The organism is Streptomyces misionensis (assembly GCF_007896895.1).
GTDB classification, from domain to species: domain Bacteria; phylum Actinomycetota; class Actinomycetes; order Streptomycetales; family Streptomycetaceae; genus Streptomyces; species Streptomyces misionensis_A.
The window spans coordinates 1-17,352 of the sequence record NZ_VOGW01000173.1 but is presented as its reverse complement, the minus strand read 5'-3'; the positions used below and the strand labels follow the sequence as shown (position 1 = coordinate 17,352).

19 protein-coding genes are annotated in these 17,352 nt (G+C 70.9%); 13 read left to right on the top strand and 6 right to left on the bottom strand.

Features of this window, described 5'->3' with window-relative positions:
• Positions 1-461: 461 nt before the first annotated feature.
• Genes FRZ03_RS28565 through gntD form a run of 4 tightly spaced genes read left to right on the top strand, consistent with a single transcriptional unit; the run spans position 462 to position 4,541 of the window.
• Positions 462-1,583: a Fe(II)-2OG oxygenase family protein gene (locus FRZ03_RS28565; protein ID WP_186785663.1), complete on the top strand. Its 1,122-nt coding sequence runs from the start codon at positions 462-464 to the stop codon at positions 1,581-1,583.
• A complete protein-coding gene (locus FRZ03_RS28560; protein WP_146467993.1) occupies positions 1,580-2,785 on the top strand; it encodes an argininosuccinate synthase domain-containing protein in 1,206 nt (401 codons plus the stop codon). Before FRZ03_RS28565 ends, FRZ03_RS28560 begins: the two co-directional genes overlap by 4 nt.
• Positions 2,782-3,465, top strand: coding sequence for a cyclase family protein (locus FRZ03_RS28555; RefSeq protein ID WP_146467992.1), 684 nt, complete (start codon positions 2,782-2,784; stop codon positions 3,463-3,465). Before FRZ03_RS28560 ends, FRZ03_RS28555 begins: the two co-directional genes overlap by 4 nt.
• 50 nt (positions 3,466-3,515) lie before the next feature.
• On the top strand, positions 3,516-4,541 hold the full coding sequence (gene gntD, locus FRZ03_RS28550) for a guanitoxin biosynthesis L-enduracididine beta-hydroxylase GntD (protein WP_146467991.1): 1,026 nt from the start codon (positions 3,516-3,518) through the stop codon (positions 4,539-4,541).
• Between the two features lie 126 nt (positions 4,542-4,667).
• On the opposite strand, the gene FRZ03_RS28545 is transcribed toward gntD, so the two are convergent.
• Together FRZ03_RS28545 and FRZ03_RS28540 are read right to left on the bottom strand one after the other, a co-directional pair.
• Positions 4,668-5,312 carry an HAD family hydrolase gene (locus FRZ03_RS28545; protein WP_186785662.1) on the bottom strand — a complete coding sequence of 215 codons (645 nt, stop codon included), beginning with the start codon at positions 5,310-5,312 and terminating at the stop codon, positions 4,668-4,670.
• A gap of 49 nt (positions 5,313-5,361) precedes the next feature.
• Positions 5,362-6,309, bottom strand: a complete 948-nt coding sequence (locus tag FRZ03_RS28540) for an aldo/keto reductase (RefSeq protein ID WP_146467989.1) — start codon at positions 6,307-6,309, stop codon at positions 5,362-5,364.
• A 308-nt stretch (positions 6,310-6,617) separates the two neighbouring features.
• Between FRZ03_RS28540 and FRZ03_RS28535 the strand changes: the two genes are divergently transcribed.
• The 3 genes from FRZ03_RS28535 to FRZ03_RS28525 all read left to right on the top strand — a co-directional run bounded on the left by FRZ03_RS28535 (position 6,618) and on the right by FRZ03_RS28525 (position 8,646).
• Complete coding sequence (locus FRZ03_RS28535) at positions 6,618-7,022, top strand: hypothetical protein (protein ID WP_146467988.1); 405 nt, start codon at positions 6,618-6,620, stop codon at positions 7,020-7,022.
• An 8-nt stretch (positions 7,023-7,030) separates the two neighbouring features.
• Positions 7,031-7,285: a hypothetical protein gene (locus FRZ03_RS28530; protein WP_146467987.1), complete on the top strand. Its 255-nt coding sequence runs from the start codon at positions 7,031-7,033 to the stop codon at positions 7,283-7,285.
• A 296-nt stretch (positions 7,286-7,581) separates the two neighbouring features.
• Positions 7,582-8,646 carry a YihY/virulence factor BrkB family protein gene (locus tag FRZ03_RS28525; protein WP_146467986.1) on the top strand — a complete coding sequence of 355 codons (1,065 nt, stop codon included), beginning with the start codon at positions 7,582-7,584 and terminating at the stop codon, positions 8,644-8,646.
• Positions 8,647-8,729: 83 nt separating this feature from the next.
• On the opposite strand, the gene FRZ03_RS28520 is transcribed toward FRZ03_RS28525, so the two are convergent.
• Positions 8,730-9,899, bottom strand: coding sequence for a CapA family protein (locus FRZ03_RS28520; protein ID WP_146467985.1), 1,170 nt, complete (start codon positions 9,897-9,899; stop codon positions 8,730-8,732).
• Positions 9,900-10,145: 246 nt separating this feature from the next.
• Between FRZ03_RS28520 and FRZ03_RS28515 the strand changes: the two genes are divergently transcribed.
• The 4 genes from FRZ03_RS28515 (at position 10,146) to FRZ03_RS28495 (ending at position 13,611) form a co-directional block, all read left to right on the top strand.
• The gene (locus FRZ03_RS28515) at positions 10,146-10,817 is read left to right on the top strand and encodes a TetR family transcriptional regulator (RefSeq protein WP_146467984.1); all 672 of its coding nucleotides are present in this window, start codon (positions 10,146-10,148) and stop codon (positions 10,815-10,817) included.
• A 7-nt stretch (positions 10,818-10,824) separates the two neighbouring features.
• Positions 10,825-11,604, top strand: coding sequence for an SDR family NAD(P)-dependent oxidoreductase (locus tag FRZ03_RS28510; protein WP_146467983.1), 780 nt, complete (start codon positions 10,825-10,827; stop codon positions 11,602-11,604).
• A gap of 23 nt (positions 11,605-11,627) precedes the next feature.
• Entirely contained in the window at positions 11,628-12,668 is a 1,041-nt protein-coding gene (locus FRZ03_RS28505) for an NAD(P)-dependent alcohol dehydrogenase (RefSeq protein WP_146467982.1), read from the top strand.
• 301 nt (positions 12,669-12,969) lie between these two features.
• Entirely contained in the window at positions 12,970-13,611 is a 642-nt protein-coding gene (locus FRZ03_RS28495; RefSeq protein ID WP_146467981.1) for a carbonic anhydrase, read from the top strand.
• Positions 13,612-13,655: 44 nt separating this feature from the next.
• Here FRZ03_RS28495 and FRZ03_RS28490 read toward each other — a convergent pair whose 3' ends face one another.
• The 3 genes from FRZ03_RS28490 to FRZ03_RS28480 all read right to left on the bottom strand — a co-directional run bounded on the left by FRZ03_RS28490 (position 13,656) and on the right by FRZ03_RS28480 (position 15,640).
• Entirely contained in the window at positions 13,656-14,051 is a 396-nt protein-coding gene (locus FRZ03_RS28490; RefSeq protein ID WP_146467980.1) for a hypothetical protein, read from the bottom strand.
• Positions 14,052-14,113: 62 nt separating this feature from the next.
• Positions 14,114-15,088: an L-threonylcarbamoyladenylate synthase gene (locus FRZ03_RS28485; RefSeq protein WP_146467979.1), complete on the bottom strand. Its 975-nt coding sequence runs from the start codon at positions 15,086-15,088 to the stop codon at positions 14,114-14,116.
• Positions 15,089-15,214: 126 nt separating this feature from the next.
• Positions 15,215-15,640: an ArsI/CadI family heavy metal resistance metalloenzyme gene (locus FRZ03_RS28480; protein ID WP_146467978.1), complete on the bottom strand. Its 426-nt coding sequence runs from the start codon at positions 15,638-15,640 to the stop codon at positions 15,215-15,217.
• A gap of 91 nt (positions 15,641-15,731) precedes the next feature.
• Here FRZ03_RS28480 and FRZ03_RS28475 point away from each other — a divergent pair, with 91 nt between their 5' ends.
• Together FRZ03_RS28475 and arsB are read left to right on the top strand one after the other, a co-directional pair.
• Complete coding sequence (locus FRZ03_RS28475; protein WP_146467977.1) at positions 15,732-16,139, top strand: ArsR/SmtB family transcription factor; 408 nt, start codon at positions 15,732-15,734, stop codon at positions 16,137-16,139.
• The coding region (arsB, locus tag FRZ03_RS28470) for an ACR3 family arsenite efflux transporter (RefSeq protein WP_261399384.1) at positions 16,136-17,352 on the top strand (1,217 nt) is incomplete at its 3' end. The genes FRZ03_RS28475 and arsB, both read left to right, overlap by 4 nt.

Here is a 17,352-nt window from a genome sequence, read left to right as displayed (position 1 = left end):
AGGGCAGGCAAGAGGCAATCTCTCGAACGCGACTTGACGAAGGCGCTTGCGCCCTCCGCACCTTTCTGTTTCGATGGCGGACGCATGAGGCGAATGCCTTGACACGGGGGTGTCTTCAATGAGTGACACAGTCGGGCCCGGCCCGGGTACGCCATTCAATACCGCAGCGCCGTACCCCTTCGGGACATCGGCATCGCAACGGACCGCTGATCGGCTCTAAAGCCTCGCCGAGTAAGTCAGGTCGCAACCCCGGTCCGGGTGTGCCGGACCCGGCTGGAGCCTCTGGAACTGTCTCCGCATCAACCACCGGAACCGCATGGTTCCGGCTCGTCCTGATGCGCTGCTCGGTCATGCCCGGCAAGCGGAATGTACGGGTCCGCAACGACGGAAACGGCCAATTAAGACGAGGTTTCGGACAGCCTGACTTCGGAATCAGTTTTGACATCAAGGGAAGGGGCCTGGTGATTCAGGTACGTGAACCAACCCATCCACCGGCCGCCGTCGGCGGCGATCCCGCCGACAGCGCGATCGCGCCGCTCGACGACGTGACGATCACGCTCACCCACGACGAACGCGAGGCGGCCAGGGACGTGTTCGCCGCGTCGGCCCGTGCCCTGAAGGACCGGCCGCTGGACGACGAGGAGCTGCTGACGGAGGCCGAGTTCGCGGGACTCCGACTGCCGAGGCGCATTCTCGAGGCACTCGGCCGGTTCCGCCGGCACGGGAACGACGCCGGCGCGCTCCTGCTCCGGAACATCCCCGTCGACCTCGTGCCCCCCGCGACTCCGGCCGACGGGTTCCTCTCCCACTGGAACGACCTGCCGGTGGCCACCTTCGCGCAGCTCGCCGTGGCGTCGACCGTGGGCGACGTCATCGCCTACGCGGACGAAAAGCTCGGGCGGATCGTCCAGGACGTCACCCCCGTCGAGGGGGCCCAGAGGCGGCAGGAGAACTCCGGAACGGTCTACCTCGAACTCCACACCGAGGACGGATTCCACCCGTCCAAGCCGGACTTCATCACGCTCCTGTGTATACGCCCCGACCACGAGCGCATCGCCCGGACCGTCGTCGGCGCGGCGGCCCAGGCGCTGCCGCTGCTGTCCGAGCGGACCGCCGGCGTCCTGCGGGAGCCGCGCTTCCGCCTCAGGGTGAGCAGTTCGTTCGGCGTCGGCGCCGGCGACCTGCTCACCGGTCCGCTGCCGGTGCTCTCCGGCACGGCCGCCGTCCCGGACCTCCTCGCCGACTTCCACGCCATGGAGGCACTCGACCAGGAGGCGGGGGCGGCCCTGGAGGAGCTCAGATCCGCGTTCCTCGCGACCCTGCGGGGCAGCGTCCTCGACGTGGGCGACCTGATCGTCGTCGACAACCGCACCGCCATCCACGGCCGTTCGGAGTTCGCCGCGCGCTTCGACGGAACCGACCGCTGGCTGCGGCGGTGCTTCGCCGTCACGGACATCCGCTCGTCACGGGCGGACCGACCCGCCGGCTCGCGCGTGTGCCGGCCCCTGCGGGACATCGGCCTCTTCTCCTCCGGCCCGCTCACCACCCCACGAATCGAGGACCCGGCGTGCACCGGTTCATGACGAGCTTGGAAGAACTCGCCGAGCAGCCGCCGCGGCACATGCTGCTGCTGTACTCCGGCGGCGTCGACGGGACGTACCTCCTCCAGCGGCTCCAGGCCCTGGGGACCACGGTGACGGCCCTGCACCTTCGCATCGGCGACCGCGAGTCCTCGGCCACCGCGGCCGAACAGGCCGGGATGTTCGGCGCGAGCTTCGTCGACGTCGACGTGACGGACCGGTTCTTCGACGAGTTCGCTCCCGCCGCCGTCCACGCGGACGCCCTGTACCAGGACCAGTTCCCGGTCGGCTCGACGCTCACCCGGCCGCTCATGGCACGGACCGCCGTGCAGGTGGCCAGGGAACGCGGCTGCGATGTGATCGGCCACACGGCGACGTACATGCAGAACAGTTCGGTCCGGCTCAGCGGTTCGATCGCCGCCCTCGCCCCGGAGATCGGCGTGGCCGCGCCGTTCCTCGGCTCCGACCTGCCGCGCGAGGCCAAACTGGCCTCGCTGCAGGAGGCCGGCCTCTCCTTTCCGGAGGGCATCCACAGCGTGGACGCCAACCCCTGGGCGCGGGTCATCGAGTGCGGATCCCTGGAGAGCCCGGAGAACCGTTTGGACGAGAGCGTCTTCCGCTGGACCCGGGACGTCGCCGACACCCCCACCGACCCGGCCGAGGTGCTCCTCACGTTCCGGCAAGGGCTGCCCGTCGCTCTCGACGACGTGCCGATCGCCTTCGGCGACCTCGTGGAGCGTCTCAACACGCTGGCCGGCGAGCACGGGGTGGGCCGCTCCTCCGGTCTCGAGGACACTCCGTTCGGGGTGAAGAACCACGAGATCCGCGAGGCTCCCGCCGCCACCGTCATCATCAAGGCGCACCAGGTCCTGGCCAACGCCGTCTTCACGGCCCAGGAGCACGGGGTGCGCGGGTCCATCGCCCGGGAATGGACCACGACCGTGGTCCAGGGCGGCTGGTTCAGCCACCTCGGCGAGAGCCTGGCCAGGTGCCTGGCCGATCTGGACCGCCCGCTCGAGGGTTCCGTGCAGCTGCGGCTGCACCGGGGTTCGATCACCGTGCTCAGTGTGAACTCGGAGAACGGCCTCTACTACACACGATTCGGCAAGACGTTCCACGCGTCGATGTCCGACTACTCCTACACACCTTGGCTGTCGCTGGCCACTCTGCCCAGCCGACTGCGACGATTCGGAGCTCCGCGATGACCAGCAACAAGAGGGACCTCGTCGACCTTTCGCACGTGGTGCGCGAAGGCATGACCACCTACCCGGGGCTGCCGGGCCCGGTGATCGAGGACCACATGTCGCGGGTGGACTCCCGCGACCGCTACGCCCCCGGGACCGAGTTCCAGATCGGGCGCATCACCCTCGTCGCGAACACGGGAACGTACGCCGACGTCCCCTTCCACCGTTTCGACGGCGGCGCCGACCTCTCGGAGGTACCGCTGTCCCGGTTCGTCGATCTGGAGGGCGTGGCGATCAGCGTCCCCGCCGGCTCTCCGAGCGGCATCGGTCCGGAGGTGTTCGAGGGCCTCGAGGTGACCGACCGGGCCGTCCTCGTCCACACCGGCTGGGACCGGCACTGGGCCACCCCGTCGTACGGGGACCCGCAGCACCCCTTCCTCACCGAGGCGGCCGTCGAGTGGCTGGTGGCCCGGCGTCCCGCCCTGGTGGGCATCGACTCGGTCAACATCGACGACATGGCCGACCTGGCACGGCCCGCGCACACCGGGCTCCTCGCCGCCGGCATCCCCGTGGTCGAGCACATGACCGGTCTGGAGCAGGTCGTGGGCCGGGAGTTCCGCTTCCACGCCGCGCCGATCCCCGTCGCCGGCATGGGCACATTCCCCGTGCGGGCCTACGCCCTCGTCGACGGGGAAGGGTGAGCGGCACCGCCGGCGCCGAAGACCACACTGTTGCTACGAAGGTCGTGGACATGGAGAAGTACCATCTGGACGCACAGGCCAACGAGGACATCGACGCACTCGTGCGGGAGTTGACCCGTGACCTGTCGAGCGTGCACGAGGCGGCGTTCCACAGGAAGGCCGCGGTGCTCGCGCACGAGCTGCCGAGGGAACTCCGGGAGGCGCTCGTCGAGTTCCGTCTCACCGAGCCGTCCGGGGGATTCCTGCTGTCCGGCATCCGGATCGGCGAGGACATCGGCCCCACCCCCGGCGACTGGCACCAGCCCGAGGGCGAGGTCTCGCCGGCCCTGCGGGAGGAGTCCGTCTTCGTCCTGTGCGCGCAGCTCCTCGGCGACCCGTTCGGGTACGCGACCCTGCAGAACGGGCTGGTGATGCACAACATCGTGCCCATCCAGGGGCACGAGAAGGAGCAGATCTCCTCCGGTTCGGAGGAGACCCTCGAGTGGCACACCGAGGAAGCGTTCCACCCCTACCGGGCGGACTACACCGCGCTGATGTGCCTGCGCAATCCGTACAGCGCGCCGACCACGTACGCCGAGATCTCCGATCTCGACATCACGGAGGCGGACCGCGCGACACTCCGGAAGCCGCTCTTCGCCACCCGGCCGAGCGGCTCGCACTCCGCGGAGCGGAACGCGTACACGACACACCTGCCGGAGAGCCGGCACGCCCTGGCGAAGGAGAGCTTCGACCGGATCGAGGAGCTGCACCGCACCCCGCCGGTCGTGAGCATCCTGTTCGGTGACGAAGCAGATCCTTACCTGTGCGTCGACCCCGACTGCATGGAGCCGCTGACCGAGGAGGCGGCCGGGGCGCTGGAGCGGCTGTGCGCGGAGATCAACCGGAAGCTCCAGGACGTCGCCCTCACTCCCGGTGACATCCTCTTCCTCGACAACAACAGCGCGATCCACGGGCGCCGGCCGTTCAAGGCGCGCTTCGACGGCTCGGACCGCTGGCTGAAGCGGATGAACATCACGCGCGACCTGCGCCGTTCGCGTGCCCGTCGGCTCTCGTCCGACGACCGGGTCGTCCGCTAGTGCTGTGGCTGGAAGGTTTGCCGGGCGTCGCGAGCCGGTGAACCCTTCCGGTCGCAGCACCAGGAGGTCATCTGGTCCGGTCGGCGTTCCGTGCGGCCCGCGCTTCCAGCCGCGGGCCGCACGCGCTCATCCGGCGGCGTGCAGCAGGGGGAAGGCCTCGGCGACCGAGGCCACGACCTGTCCGGGGACCGGCTCCCCCTTCGGGAGGGGCCTGCCGCCGGAGATCCAGATGGTCGACATGCCCACGGCGGCGGCGCCCGCGATGTCGTACTCCAGGGAATCGCCTATCATCCAGGCTCCGTCAAGCCCGGCGTCCGCGCGGTCGGCGACCAGCCGGAAGATCTCCGGATGCGGCTTGCGCATCGGCTCGTCGTCGGCGAAGCACACCACGTCGAACAGCTCCGCCAGGCCGTCGCGCATCTTCGGCTGCTGGTCCAACGCCGTACCGTTCGTCAGGAGGGCCGTCCGCCACCCACGCGCACGCAGTTCCCTGAGATTGTCCAGGACGCCGTCGAATGTGCGGGAAAGGAGCGGTACGCGCTCCAGGAATATACTTCGGAGTTCATCCGGTGTTTCGGAGAATCCGAATCGGTCGATGATGGCTTGAAAGGATTCTCGAGGGGTCACTGGGCGCTGCTGCTCCGCCCTGAGGAAATCCAGTCCCGCCGCCCCCAGATTCCGTTGTTCGGTCAATTCGATGAACCACCGGTCCACTGCTCCCGTGCTGTCCACCAGCGTGTCGTCGAGATCGAAGACGGCGAATCTGTTCACGTGGGACCAATCGTGTCGGGTAGAGAAAGGACGGAGTATCGGCGCCTCGCTACTCGCGGGCACCCACGGGTGCCGGCAGCGCGTCCAGCTCGGCAAGGTCCTCAGCGGACAGGACGAGCTCGGCCGCCGCGGCGTTCTGCTCCAGGTAGCGCGGGGTCTTGGTGCCCGGGATCGGAATGACGTGCTCGCCCTGCGCGAGCAACCAGGCGAGGGCGACCTGGGCAGAGGTGGCGCCACGACGCTCACCCACCGACCGGACCCGGTCCACCAGCCTGGCGTTGGCGGTCATCGCCTCCTCGGTGAACCGGGGCATGTCGGCCCGGAAATCGCCTTCGGCGAGGTCCACGCGGGTGGTGTAGCGCCCGCCCAGCAGCCCGCTGCCGAGCGGCGAGTGGCACAGGAACGCGATGCCGTGCGCACGGCAGAACGGCACGACGTCGCTTTGGAAGTCACGCGTGAACAGGGAGAACTCCGACTGCACGGCGGCGACCGGGTGCACGGCACGGGCCCGGCGGATCTCGTCGACGGACGCCTCGGAGATGCCGAGGGCGCGCACCTTGCCCTCGGCCACGAGATCCGCGAGTTCGCCCCAGCTCTCCTCCACCGGGACCCGCGGGTCGACGCGGTGCAGGAAGTAGACGTCGAGGTGGTCGGTGCGCAGGCGCCGCAGGCTGGACTCCAGGGCGGACCTGAGGTATTCGGGACGTCCGTCGAGGCTGAAGTCCGTCCCGTCGAACCGGACGCCGCCCTTGCTCGACAGCACGGCCTCGTGACGCCGGCCGAGCAGGGCACGCCCGACGAGTTCCTCGTTGGTGAACGGCCCGTACACATCCGCCGTGTCGATCAGATTGACGCCCAGATCGAGCGCACGGTGCACGACGGTGACGGAGACCTCGTCGTCGCGGCGCTGCGGATCATAGGCGAACGACATCCCCATCGTGCCCAGTCCTATCCGGCCGACGACCGGACCTCCAAAACCAAGTTCGGTTGTGCGCACGGAACATGCCTTTCGAGCAGGAGATGGGTATATGGCCCTACCAGCACGGCGATATCGACACCCCGTCACAACACCATCGGGCCGGGTCAGCATAGAATCCTCTGACATGGTGCGACAACCCCTTCCGTAAAAGGCAGTTGGCATACCGAAGGAAACCGCGGAGTTCCTCGCGGACATTTCCGGGTCTTTGAAGTTGAGCGGTGCGGAGGTGCTCGCGGGCCCGGTGGTGGCGTGTCCGTAGCCATTGGCTGCCGCCCGCTCTCCGATCGGTTGATACAGCCCTCCGTCTGCCGCCATGCTGTCGAGTCATGGGGGAAACGACGACGACACCCACGGCCACCGGCGCCGGCACCGGGGGACAGGTGGCCTTCCATCTCTTCGCCGCGTCGGACCGACAGGAGACGGGCGCTGCGAGAGACGTGCTGAGCCGGGCCGGCGTCGTCCACGCCGACTTACGCCCGCCGGGCGCCAACGCGCCGGGCGAGGACGTCCTCACCGGCACCGCCACCGCCGCCGTCCTCGCGGACGTCGTCGCCGCGCTCCGTCACCTCTTCCGGTACGGCATCGCGGTACGGCTCGCGGGGCCGACCGATGTCGTCGTGCGGTCGGACCCTCGCGTCGAGCAGGGGCAGATGGTGATCCGCAAGCCGCGCCGCGACGTGCCCGTACAGGACTCCGAAGCCCTGCGCTCCGCTCTCGAGGGCCTGAGCTGACACGCGGGGTGGAGCCGCACGCCGAACCCGACCAGTACGCGCTGGCCGTCGCGACCTGCCACTACAACGTCGCGGACACCCTCCCCTGGACCGGCGCCTTCGACGAAGCGCTACGCGAGGTGGCCGTCTCCGAGAAGAGCCTCGCCCCGCTCGCCGAGCTGAACCCCGATCTGTACGCGCGCGAGATGGCCGACTGCGCCCAGCTGCGCGCCGAGATCGCCCGGGCGGCGGAGCACGGCCTTCCGCAACGACACCGTCCCTGACCCGTTGGAGAACGACACCGTCCCTGACCCGTTGGAGGCAGCGACAGCGGATCGGGCTCGTTCCCGGCCCTGCCTCCGGTCGCTCGCGCGATCACACGCACGCGGCGTGCGTGCGCCGCTCGGACGCCCCGCGGTCGCCGACCGGGAAGAGGAGTCGCTTCCTCCACGGCAGTACCGACCGGGTGCCCACCCCGCGGAGGTCCCAACGGGTCCGGGCGAAGGGCCAGTGAAGGCCGGTGCGCGGCGCCGGCCGCCGTACCGGGCTTGAGCGGGTGCCGTGCGGTTACCCGCCCGGTATGGCGAAGCTGCATCTTCCAGGGCTGAAGAACCATCACAGCGGTGAGCGGGCGCCGGCCTCCCGGGCGCCGTCACCGCAGGAGGCGGGGCCGGGCCCGCACGTCGAGCAGGCGGCACCGGACGGGCCCACGAAGCTGCCGAAAGGGGCCTGGCGCGCCGTGCTCAAGGGCAGTCTGAAGGAGTTCAAGGACGACGAGCTGACCGACCGGGCAGCGGCGCTGACCTATTACGGCGTGCTGTCCTTGTTCCCCGCCCTGCTGGTGCTGGTCTCTCTGTTGGGCATCACCGGCAGGTCGACGACCGACAAGGTGGTGGCCAACCTCGAACAGCTGGCGCCCGGCTCGGCACGGGACATCATCACCCGGGCGGTGGAGCAGCTGCAGGGCAACGCGGGCACCGGATCGGTGATGGCGCTTGTGGGCATCGTGGTGGCGGTGTGGTCGGCATCGGGCTATGTGGCCGCCTTCATCCGCGCCGCGAACGTCGTCTACGAAATGCCCGAGGGCCGCCCGCTGTGGAAGATCCTGCCGGTGCGCCTCGGCGTCACGGTCGTGCTGATGGTGCTTGCCGTGGCCAGCGCGCTGATCGTCGTCTTCACCGGCGCGCTGGCCCGTGAAGCCGGGCATGCGCTCGGGATCGGCGACACGGCGCTGACGGCGTGGTCGATCGCGAAATGGCCGGTCCTCATCCTGCTGGTCACGGTGATGATCGCGATCTTGTACTGGGCGAGCCCCAACGCGAAGGTGAAAGGGTTCCGCTGGGTGACACCGGGCAGTTTCCTCGCCCTGGTGATCTGGATGGCCGCCTCCGCCGGCTTCGCCTTCTACGTCGCCAACTTCTCCTCCTACAGCAGGACCTACGGCACGATGGCCGGCGTCATCGTCTTCCTCGTCTGGTTGTGGATCACCAACCTCGCCGTCCTGCTGGGCCTGGAGTTCGACGCCGAGACCGTGCGCCAGCGCGCCGTCGCCGGCGGCCACCCGCCCGAGGCCGAGCCCTACACCCAGCCGCGCGACACCAGGACGTGGGACGAGGAGGACGTACGCCGACTGGATGACGTCTGACCAGCCGTGACCTGCGGACACCACGGCCGACAGGGCGACCTCGCGCCGCGGGCGTCGAGGCGCCTTCGGCCGCCGTCCGGCTGCTACGGGCGCCGGATCGTCCCGTCCGCCGAGATGCGAGCGGCGCGGAAGCCGAAGTCCTCTCGCGACACCCCGGAGACGAGGTCGATCGCCTCGCCGCCCGGCTCGGGGGTGCCGGGGGCCACGAGCCGGGTCGGGCGCAGTCGCCCGGAGACGTAGCCGCCGTCGGCGCGGAGGGTTACCTGAAGCACGCCACTGGTCGAGAGCGTGCCGCCGAGGCCGAGTACCTCGTAGCCGGTGAAGTTGCCGAGGCTGTAGGCGATCAGCCTGCCCTTGTAGAACTCCATACCGCGCATCACGTGCGGGCCGCTGCCCACGACGAGGTCGGCCCCGGCGTCGATCACCGCATGGCTGAAGCGGTGGCTGTCGCCCCGGTTCTCGCCGAGGAAGTACTCGGTGCCGGGGGCCACGTGGGTGCGGTCCGAGCCCTCCGCGCCCGCGTGCATCGTGACGATCACGATGTCCGCCGTCTTCGCGGCGCGGGCGGTGAGCCGCTGTGCGGCGGGGATGTTCGTGATGTCGTTCGCCCCGTGGTCGGGAGCGAACCCGATCAGCGCGACCCTGATGCCGTGCACCCGCTGCATGGTGATCTGGCCCAGGCGGCCGGTGTACAGCACGTGCGCCGAGCGCAGCGCGGCGAACGTCTCGCGCCGTCCCTCCGCGCCGAAGTCGTCGATGTGGTTGTTCGCCGTGTTCACGGCCGTGAACCCGGCCTCCCTGAGCCGGTGGCCGTAGGACGGCGGGACATGGAACGCGAAGCAGTTCGGGCCCTCGATGTGGTCGCACTTGCTGGAGCCGCTGGTGGCGAGCGTGCCCTCCAGGTTCCCGAGCACCACGTCCCCGGTGAGCAGATCGTCGACGGGTGCGAAGAACGAGGCGCCGTCATCCGGCGGCAGGTCGTCCGGCAGCGAGCCCATCACGATGTCCCCCACGGCGGCGATCCGCACGTTGCCCGCAGGACGCGGCGCCGGTGCGCCGAACGCGGTGGTCGTCCGCGTGGGAGTCAGGGGAGAGCGGACGGCGGCCGGGTGTTCGGAGCCGCCACGGGACACGCAGGCCGCGACGGCCACCATCGCACCGGCCCCGGCCAGGCAGAGGGCGAACCGGCGGCGACGCACCGACCTCTGCCGCTCGCGCCGCTGCCGAGGAGACTGACCGCCGGACGTGATCATCGGCTCATGCTACGAAGCGGCCACCCGCCCTTCGCGCAGCCTCACCCACCGGCGTGTTCCCGACGTCGTTCCCCCCTTCGCGGTCCGCTGCCCATCTCGCGCCGCGGATTCCCCTCGCATGCGGACCCTGGGGCCGCACGTCCGCCTCGGTACAGGCGGCGAGCACCCCTTCATTGATGTCCCAGTGAGACAAGTGTCCCATCGGGAAAGATGTCCCATCGGGACATGACGGGTTATGGTGCGGTCATGAAGGCAACGGAGCCCCCCACCGCCACCACCGAGGACCGGCGACAGCGCAAGGCTCGGAAGACGCGTGACGCGATGGCCACCGCCGCGGTCGATCTGATCCTGGAACGCGGTCTCGCCGCCACCACCGTGGAGGCCATCGCCGAGCGGGCCGATGTGACCCGCCGGACCTTCAGCCGGTACTTCGCCGGCAAGGAGGACGCGGCCCTCGACTTCGTCCGCGGTGACGGCGACCGCATCAACGCCCTCCTGCGCGAGCGCCCCGCCGCCGAACCTCCCCTGCTGGCCTACCGCAGAGCCGTACGCGACTGGCTCGCCGACCGGGAGAACCCGGCCTGGCACGTCCGGCCCCGGATGCGCCGGCTGCTGGCCCTGGTGGACGGCGAACCCGCCCTTTTCGCCGCGTACGAACGCATCCGGGTCGACGCCCAGGAGGAGTCGATCCGCATCATCGCCGAACGGCTCGACACCGATGACGTACGGGACGTACGCCCGGCCGTCGTGGTCGACGCCGCCGCCGGAGTCCTCACCGCCGCGCTGCGCCTGTGGGCGCGGGGCGCGTCGGACGACGACTCCTGCGCCGCAGACCTCGCCGCCCTCGTGGAGCAGGCCTACGACGCCCTGACCTCGGAGGCCGCCCAAGCGGCCGCCGACCGCAACAGCGAAGAGTGAAGGCACTATGAGTACTGTCTCGAACACCGAATACGCGACCGAGTTCGCCGGACGCAGCGCCCTGGTGACCGGTTCCGCCTCCGGCATCGGCCTGGCCACCGCCCGCCGGCTGGGCGCCGGTGGCGCCCGAGTGGTCATCGCCGACTACAACGAGGAGGGCGCCGCGAAGGCCGCGGCCGAACTGAAGGCCGAGGGCATCAAGGCCGCCGCCGTCCGGCTGGACGTCACCTCGCCCGAGTCGGTCGCCGCCGCCGTCGCCTTCACCGTCGACGCCTTCGGCGGCCTCGACCTGGCCGTGAACAACGCCGGTATCGGCGGCCCGAGCGCGCCCACCGGCGACTACGACATCGAAGCCTACGACCGCGTCGTACGCACCAACCTCGACGGCGTCTTCTACTCCCTGCGCTACGAACTGCCCGCCATCGAGGCCACCGGCAACGGCGGCGCGATCGTCAACGTCGCCTCCATCCTCGGCTCGGTCGGCTTCGCCGGTTCCGCCGCCTACGTCGCCGCCAAGCACGGCGTGGTCGGTCTGACCAAGACCGCCGCCGCCGAGTACGCGGCCAAGAACATCCGCGTCAACGCCGTGGGCCCCGGCTTCATAGAGACCCCGCTGCTGCAGGGCATGGACCGGGCGGCGTACGACGGCCTGGTCGCCCTGCACCCCGCCGGCCGCCTCGGCCGCCCCGAGGAGGTCGCGGAACTGGTCGCCTTCCTGCTGTCCGACCGCGCCTCGTTCGTGGCCGGCAGCTACCACCTCGTCGACGGCGCCTACACCGCCCTCTGAGCCCCGGAAAGGAGCCATGCCTCATGAAGGCACTGCAGTACCGCACCGTCGGCGCCGCCCCCGAGGTCGTCACCGTCCCCGACCCCGAGCCCGGTCCCGGACAGGTGCTGCTGAAGGTCACCGCGGCCGGCGTCTGCCACTCCGACATCGCGGTGATGAGCTGGCCCGCCGAGAACTTCCCCTACCCGCTGCCGCTGACCCTCGGACACGAGGGCGTGGGCACCGTCGCCGCCCTGGGCGCCGGCGTCACCGGGCTGAGCGAGGGCGACGCCGTCGCCGTCTACGGCCCCTGGGGCTGCGGCACCTGCGCCAAGTGCGCGGAGGGCAAGGAGAACTACTGCCTGCGCGCCGCCGAGCTGGGCATCATGCCGCCCGGCCTCGGCTCCCCGGGTTCGATGGCCGAGTACATGATCGTCGACGACCCCCGGCATCTGGTGCCGCTGGAGGGCCTGGACCCGGTGGCAGCCGTACCGCTGACCGATGCCGGCCTGACGCCCTACCACGCGATCAAGCGATCGCTGCCCAAGCTGGTCGCCGGCTCCACCGCCGTCGTCATCGGCACCGGCGGTCTCGGTCACGTCGCCATCCAGCTGCTGCGCGCCATGACCCCGGCCCGGGTCGTCGCCCTGGACGTCACCGAGCACAAGCTCGAACTGGCCCGCGCCGTCGGCGCCCACGACGCCGTCCTCTCCGATGCCCAGGCCGCCGGCAAGGTCCGCGACCTGACCTCCGGCACCGGCGCGCAGGCGGTCTTCGACTTCGTCGGCGTCGAGCCCACCGTCCGCACCGCCGCCGCCGTCGCCGGTGTCGAGGCGGACGTCGCCATCGTCGGCATCGGCGGCGCCGCGCTGCCCGTCGGCTTCGGCCTGCTGCCCTTCGAGGTCTCGGTCACCGCTCCCTACTGGGGCACCCGCGCCGAACTCATGGAGGTGCTCGCGCTGGCCCGTTCCGGCGCCGTGTCGGTGCACACCGAGACGTTCTCGCTGGACGACGCCCCGCTCGCCTACGAGCGGTTGCACGCCGGCACGATCAACGGCCGCGCGGTGATCCTTCCCAACGGCTGACCACCACCGCGTCCCGGCCGGGCCACCGCATCCTCACGCCGGTGGCCCGGCCGCTCCGTGCGCACGGGCCCGAGGGCGCCTCGGCGTGACAGCCGGCGCCGGCTTGCCCCGCGGTCCTCGGGGTCCGGGGACCAGGGGCGGCACCGGGACCTCGGCCCGCGCGGGCGGATCGTCGCCCCCTCGCTACCGGGAGGGGTTCGTGGCGTTGAGCGAAGGCGGGAAGGTCGTCGGCCGACCGGCCCGGCGATGACCGAGGAGACCGGGTGGTGCGACCGCTGGTGCCTGCTCGTAGGCTGCCGACATGAGCGAGATAAAGACGCCGACGCCCCGTGACGCCTTCGAACTGCTGCTGGCCGGTAACCAGCGCTTCGTGGCCGGCACCCCGGAGCACCCGAACCAGGACGCCGCTCGCCGCGCCGAGACCGCACCCGGCCAGCAGCCCTTCGCCGTGCTGTTCGGGTGTTCCGACTCCCGGCTGGCCGCCGAGATCATCTTCGACCGAGGTCTGGGCGACCTGTTCGTGGTGCGCACCGCCGGCCACGTCATGGGCCCGGAGGTGCTGGGCAGCATCGAGTTCGGCGTGGAGGTGCTGAACTGCCCGCTGGTCGTGATCCTCGGGCACGACTCGTGCGGCGCGGTCGGCGCGGCGTGCGCCGCGCTGGAGGACGGCATGACACCGGCCGGGTACGTCCGGGACATCGTCGAGCGGGTGACCCCCAGCGTGCTGGCCGCCCGAGCCGCCGGACAGGTCGAGCCCGAGGAGATCCTCTCCGAGCACATAAGGCACACCGTCGACCTGCTGCTGGACCGCTCCCGGGCGCTCGCCGACAAGGTCGCCGCCGGCCAGACCGCCGTGGTGGGCCTGCGCTACCGCCTGGCCGACGGCAGCGCCCGGCTCGTCGCCGCTCGCGGCCTCGACGCGGCTGCGCCCACGGCGTCCTGACCGCCGCGGCGCGGCCCCTCGGTGCGATCTGCCGCTGCCTCCCGTCAGGAGGCGGGAGGCACGGCGCGGGTCAGGGGCCCCAGGTCTCCGTACAGGGCGGCGTGGAGCGCGGCCGCGAGCTCACGGGCTCGGTCTTCGCTCCCCACGCCGTGCATCATGAAGTAGACCGGTCCCGCGTAGGCGTCCAGGTCGACCTCACGGTTTTCCACCAACCGGGTGATCGCGGCCCGGACCGCATCGTTCACGGCACCGTCGACAGCGTGGCCGGAGCCGGCGGAGAGCGTGTCCGCCTTCACGGTCCACCGCTGCCGTCTTTCGGACTCGATGGCGACGAACACCGCCTGCTGCGCCATGGCCGCCCGGTACACGTCATGGAAGGCGTCCGTGCCGGTGGCGTCCGGAACGAGATGGGCGGGGCAGGGAATCGGCAGCGGCTGCACGAGGGCATTGTGCACCGAGGAGCGGACCAATCGCGTCCGGGACGCGAGAGGTCCACCGCCGGTCACGCGGTGGGACGGGGCCCCGCGGCGCGACGCAGCCGGTTGGCGATCGCTAGTCCCAGCCTCTCCTCCACCGGCAAGGAGGCGACGATGAGGTCGCACCCCTGCTGGTCGAGTTCGCGCAGGAACCCGTACAGCTCGCGCGCGTAGCCGGCCAGGGACGCCGGGACATCCACCACGGCATGCGCCTTCACCGGGGTGCCGACGAGGGACGGGGGAAGAAGGACGCCGACCTGGTGCCCCTGCTCCTGCGCGAGCCGCGCCTCGTCGACGACCTGCTCCGGTTCGACCAGGACGACCCGCGCAGACGGCGCGTAGTGCGACGGGTGCTGACCCGGCACCCGGACATGGCTCGTGGACGGAACCTCGACCGGATACCCCAGCACCGCTTCGAGGTCCTCGCGGGTCACTCCGCCGGGCCGGAGGATGGCCGGGGTCTCACCTGTGACGTCGACGATGGTCGACTCGACGCCGACCCCGCAGGGACCGCCGTCCAGGACGAAGTCGACGGCCTCCCCGAGCTCCGCCCGGACGTGGCCGGCCGTGGTGGGGCTCACCGAGCCGAAGCGATTGGCGGACGGGGCCGTGACGCCGCCGCCGAAGGCCGACAGCAGTGCGAGGGCAACGGGGTGGTCGGGCACTCGCACGGCCACCGTCTCCAGGCCACCCGTGGCTTCCAGGGGCACCCGCCGGCCGCGCCGCAGGACCAGCGTGAGCGGCCCCGGCCAGAAGCGCTCGGCCAGCAGGCGCGCCGTCTCGGGCACGTCCTCCACCCAGTCGTCCAGATGCTGCGCGCCGCCGATGTGGACGATCAGCGGATGGGAGGGCGGACGTCCCTTGACCTGGAAGATGCGCGAGACGGCAGCGGGGTCTTCGGCGTTGGCGCCCAGGCCGTAGACGGTTTCGGTCGGGAGGGCCACCAGGCCGCCGGCGCGCAGCACACCGGCCGCCTTCTCGATGTCACTGGTTCCTGTCATCACCTGGAAATTCTCTCACCGGTCCGCTCTCTCCCGTTCCGTGGTCCCGCCGGCGCACGACGACCGGAGACCACGGCTCTCGGCACCCCGTGAGAGAAGCCCGGCAGACGCGCAGGGGAAGGTCGGCTACGGCGCGGTGCTGCAGCAGGCCCGCGGGGCGGCGCCGGCGCTCTGGCCAAGGGTGTCGGCGTCGGCCTTGACCACGTACACCTCCCAGGGTTCCTTGCCGGGGCCGTGCACCCACACCTTGTCCTGGAGGGCGTAGCAGCAGGAGGTCTCGTTCTCCTCGAAGGTGGCCAGGCCGGCGTCCTTGAGCCGGGTGGTGGCGGCGCTGACCTGGTCGGTGGACTCGACCTCGACGCCGAGGTGGTCGAGACGGGTTTCCTCGCCGGGCTCGCCCTCGATGAGCACGAGCTTGAGCGGGGGCTCGGTGACGGCGAAGTTGGCGTAGCCCTCGCGCCGCTTGGCCGGTTCGGTGCCGAACAGCTTCGAGTAGAAGGTGATCGACGCTTCCAGGTCACTGACACGCAGGGCGAGCTGAGCGCGAGACACGACGGACTCCCATCCGATTGCATTGATGTCTGTCGATGATGTCTGTCGTTGCAGGATTGCGTGCTGAATCGAAGACTGTCAATATAGAGAAGTGTCGAATCAAGAACTGGTGGTACTCGGCCGGACCGATGACACCGGCGCATGCTGCCCGGGACTGCTGACCGCTCCCCTGGACGAGGAGCAGGCCGGGGAGCTGGCGAAGGTGTTCAAGGCGCTGGGCGATCCGGTGCGGCTGCGCCTGCTGTCGATGATCGCCTCGCGTGCGGGTGGTGAGGTCTGCGTCTGCGACCTGACCCCGGCCTTCGACCTGTCCCAGCCGACGATCTCGCACCACCTGAAGCTGCTGCGGCAGGCCGGTCTGATCGACTGCGAGCGGCGCGGCACCTGGGTCTACTACTGGCTCGTCCCGGAGATGACGGACCGGCTCGCCGGCATCCTGACCCGTCCCGCCGGGGAGCCGCTGCCCGAGCGCACCGCGCCGGCCGGAGCCGCCTCGTGAGCACTGCCGTACCCGAGGGGAACGTGGCCGGACGCCTGTCCTTCGTCGACCGCTACCTGGCCGTCTGGATCCTCGTCGCCATGGCTCTCGGGCTCGGTCTGGGCCGCCTGGTCCCGGGCCTGGGCGACGCACTGGCCAAGGTGACCGTGGCGGGGGTCTCCCTGCCGATCGCCCTGGGCCTGCTGGTGATGATGTACCCGGTGCTGGCCAAGGTGCGTTACGACCGCCTCGACACCGTCACCCGCGACCGTCGCCTGCTGCTGCCGTCCCTGCTGCTCAACTGGATCGTCGGCCCGGCGCTCATGTTCGCCCTGGCCTGGCTGTTCCTGCCGGATCTGCCCGCCTACCGCACCGGCCTGATCATCGTCGGCCTGGCCCGCTGCATCGCCATGGTGGTCATCTGGAACGACCTCGCCTGCGGCCACCGCGAAGCCGCCGCCGTCCTGGTCGCCCTGAACTCCGTCTTCCAGGTGATCGCCTTCTCGGCCCTGGGCTGGTTCTACCTCTCCGTCCTGCCCGGCTGGCTCGGCCTGGAACGGACCGGACTGGACGTCTCGGTGTGGGCGATCGCGCGCAGTGTGCTCATCTTCCTCGGCATCCCCCTCGCGGCCGGCTACCTGACCCGCCGCATCGGCGAGAAGACCAAGGGCCGCACCTGGTACGAGACCAGGCTCATCCCGCGCATCGGCCCCTTCGCCCTGTACGGGCTGCTGTTCACGATCGTCGTCCTCTTCGCCCTGCAAGGCGACGCCATCACCTCCCAGCCCCTCGACGTGGCCCGCATCGCCCTGCCGCTGCTGGCCTACTTCGCCGTCATGTGGGCCGGGTCCATGGCCCTGGGCCGCGCCGTCGGCCTCGACCACCCGCGCGCCACGACGCTGGCCTTCACCGCCGCGGGCAACAACTTCGAGCTGGCCATCGCCGTCGCCATCGCCACCTTCGGCGCCACCTCCGGCCAGGCCCTCGCCGGAGTCGTCGGCCCCCTCATCGAAGTGCCCGTCCTGATCGGCCTGGTGTACGTCGCCCTGCACGCCCGCCGCTACTTCACCGCCACCCCCGGCCCCGCGCCCCGCCCCCGGCCACGGGCGGGCCGGCCGGGGAGAGCGCGGGCCGGGCCGCCTCCGGGTCCCGGCGGGTCAGGCGAGGCGCGTGGCCGCCCGGGGGCGGGGCCCGCCGCACAACCCCCGGCGACTCGGCGAGGAGGAGCGCCCCG

What these genes read in the sequence shown, in the direction of transcription:
- FRZ03_RS28485 (WP_146467979.1), bottom strand. Translation starts at nt 15,088, where the DNA reads ATGACAGGAACCAGTGACATCGAGAAGGCGGCCGGTGTGCTGCGCGCC.
- FRZ03_RS28520 (WP_146467985.1), bottom strand. Translation starts at nt 9,899, where the DNA reads ATGATCACGTCCGGCGGTCAGTCTCCTCGGCAGCGGCGCGAGCGGCAG.
- FRZ03_RS28525 (WP_146467986.1), top strand. Translation starts at nt 7,582, where the DNA reads ATGGCGAAGCTGCATCTTCCAGGGCTGAAGAACCATCACAGCGGTGAG.
- gntD (WP_146467991.1), top strand. Translation starts at nt 3,516, where the DNA reads ATGGAGAAGTACCATCTGGACGCACAGGCCAACGAGGACATCGACGCA.
- FRZ03_RS28505 (WP_146467982.1), top strand. Translation starts at nt 11,628, where the DNA reads ATGAAGGCACTGCAGTACCGCACCGTCGGCGCCGCCCCCGAGGTCGTC.
- FRZ03_RS28555 (WP_146467992.1), top strand. Translation starts at nt 2,782, where the DNA reads ATGACCAGCAACAAGAGGGACCTCGTCGACCTTTCGCACGTGGTGCGC.
- FRZ03_RS28535 (WP_146467988.1), top strand. Translation starts at nt 6,618, where the DNA reads ATGGGGGAAACGACGACGACACCCACGGCCACCGGCGCCGGCACCGGG.
- FRZ03_RS28515 (WP_146467984.1), top strand. Translation starts at nt 10,146, where the DNA reads ATGAAGGCAACGGAGCCCCCCACCGCCACCACCGAGGACCGGCGACAG.
- FRZ03_RS28560 (WP_146467993.1), top strand. Translation starts at nt 1,580, where the DNA reads ATGACGAGCTTGGAAGAACTCGCCGAGCAGCCGCCGCGGCACATGCTG.
- FRZ03_RS28495 (WP_146467981.1), top strand. Translation starts at nt 12,970, where the DNA reads ATGAGCGAGATAAAGACGCCGACGCCCCGTGACGCCTTCGAACTGCTG.
- FRZ03_RS28510 (WP_146467983.1), top strand. Translation starts at nt 10,825, where the DNA reads ATGAGTACTGTCTCGAACACCGAATACGCGACCGAGTTCGCCGGACGC.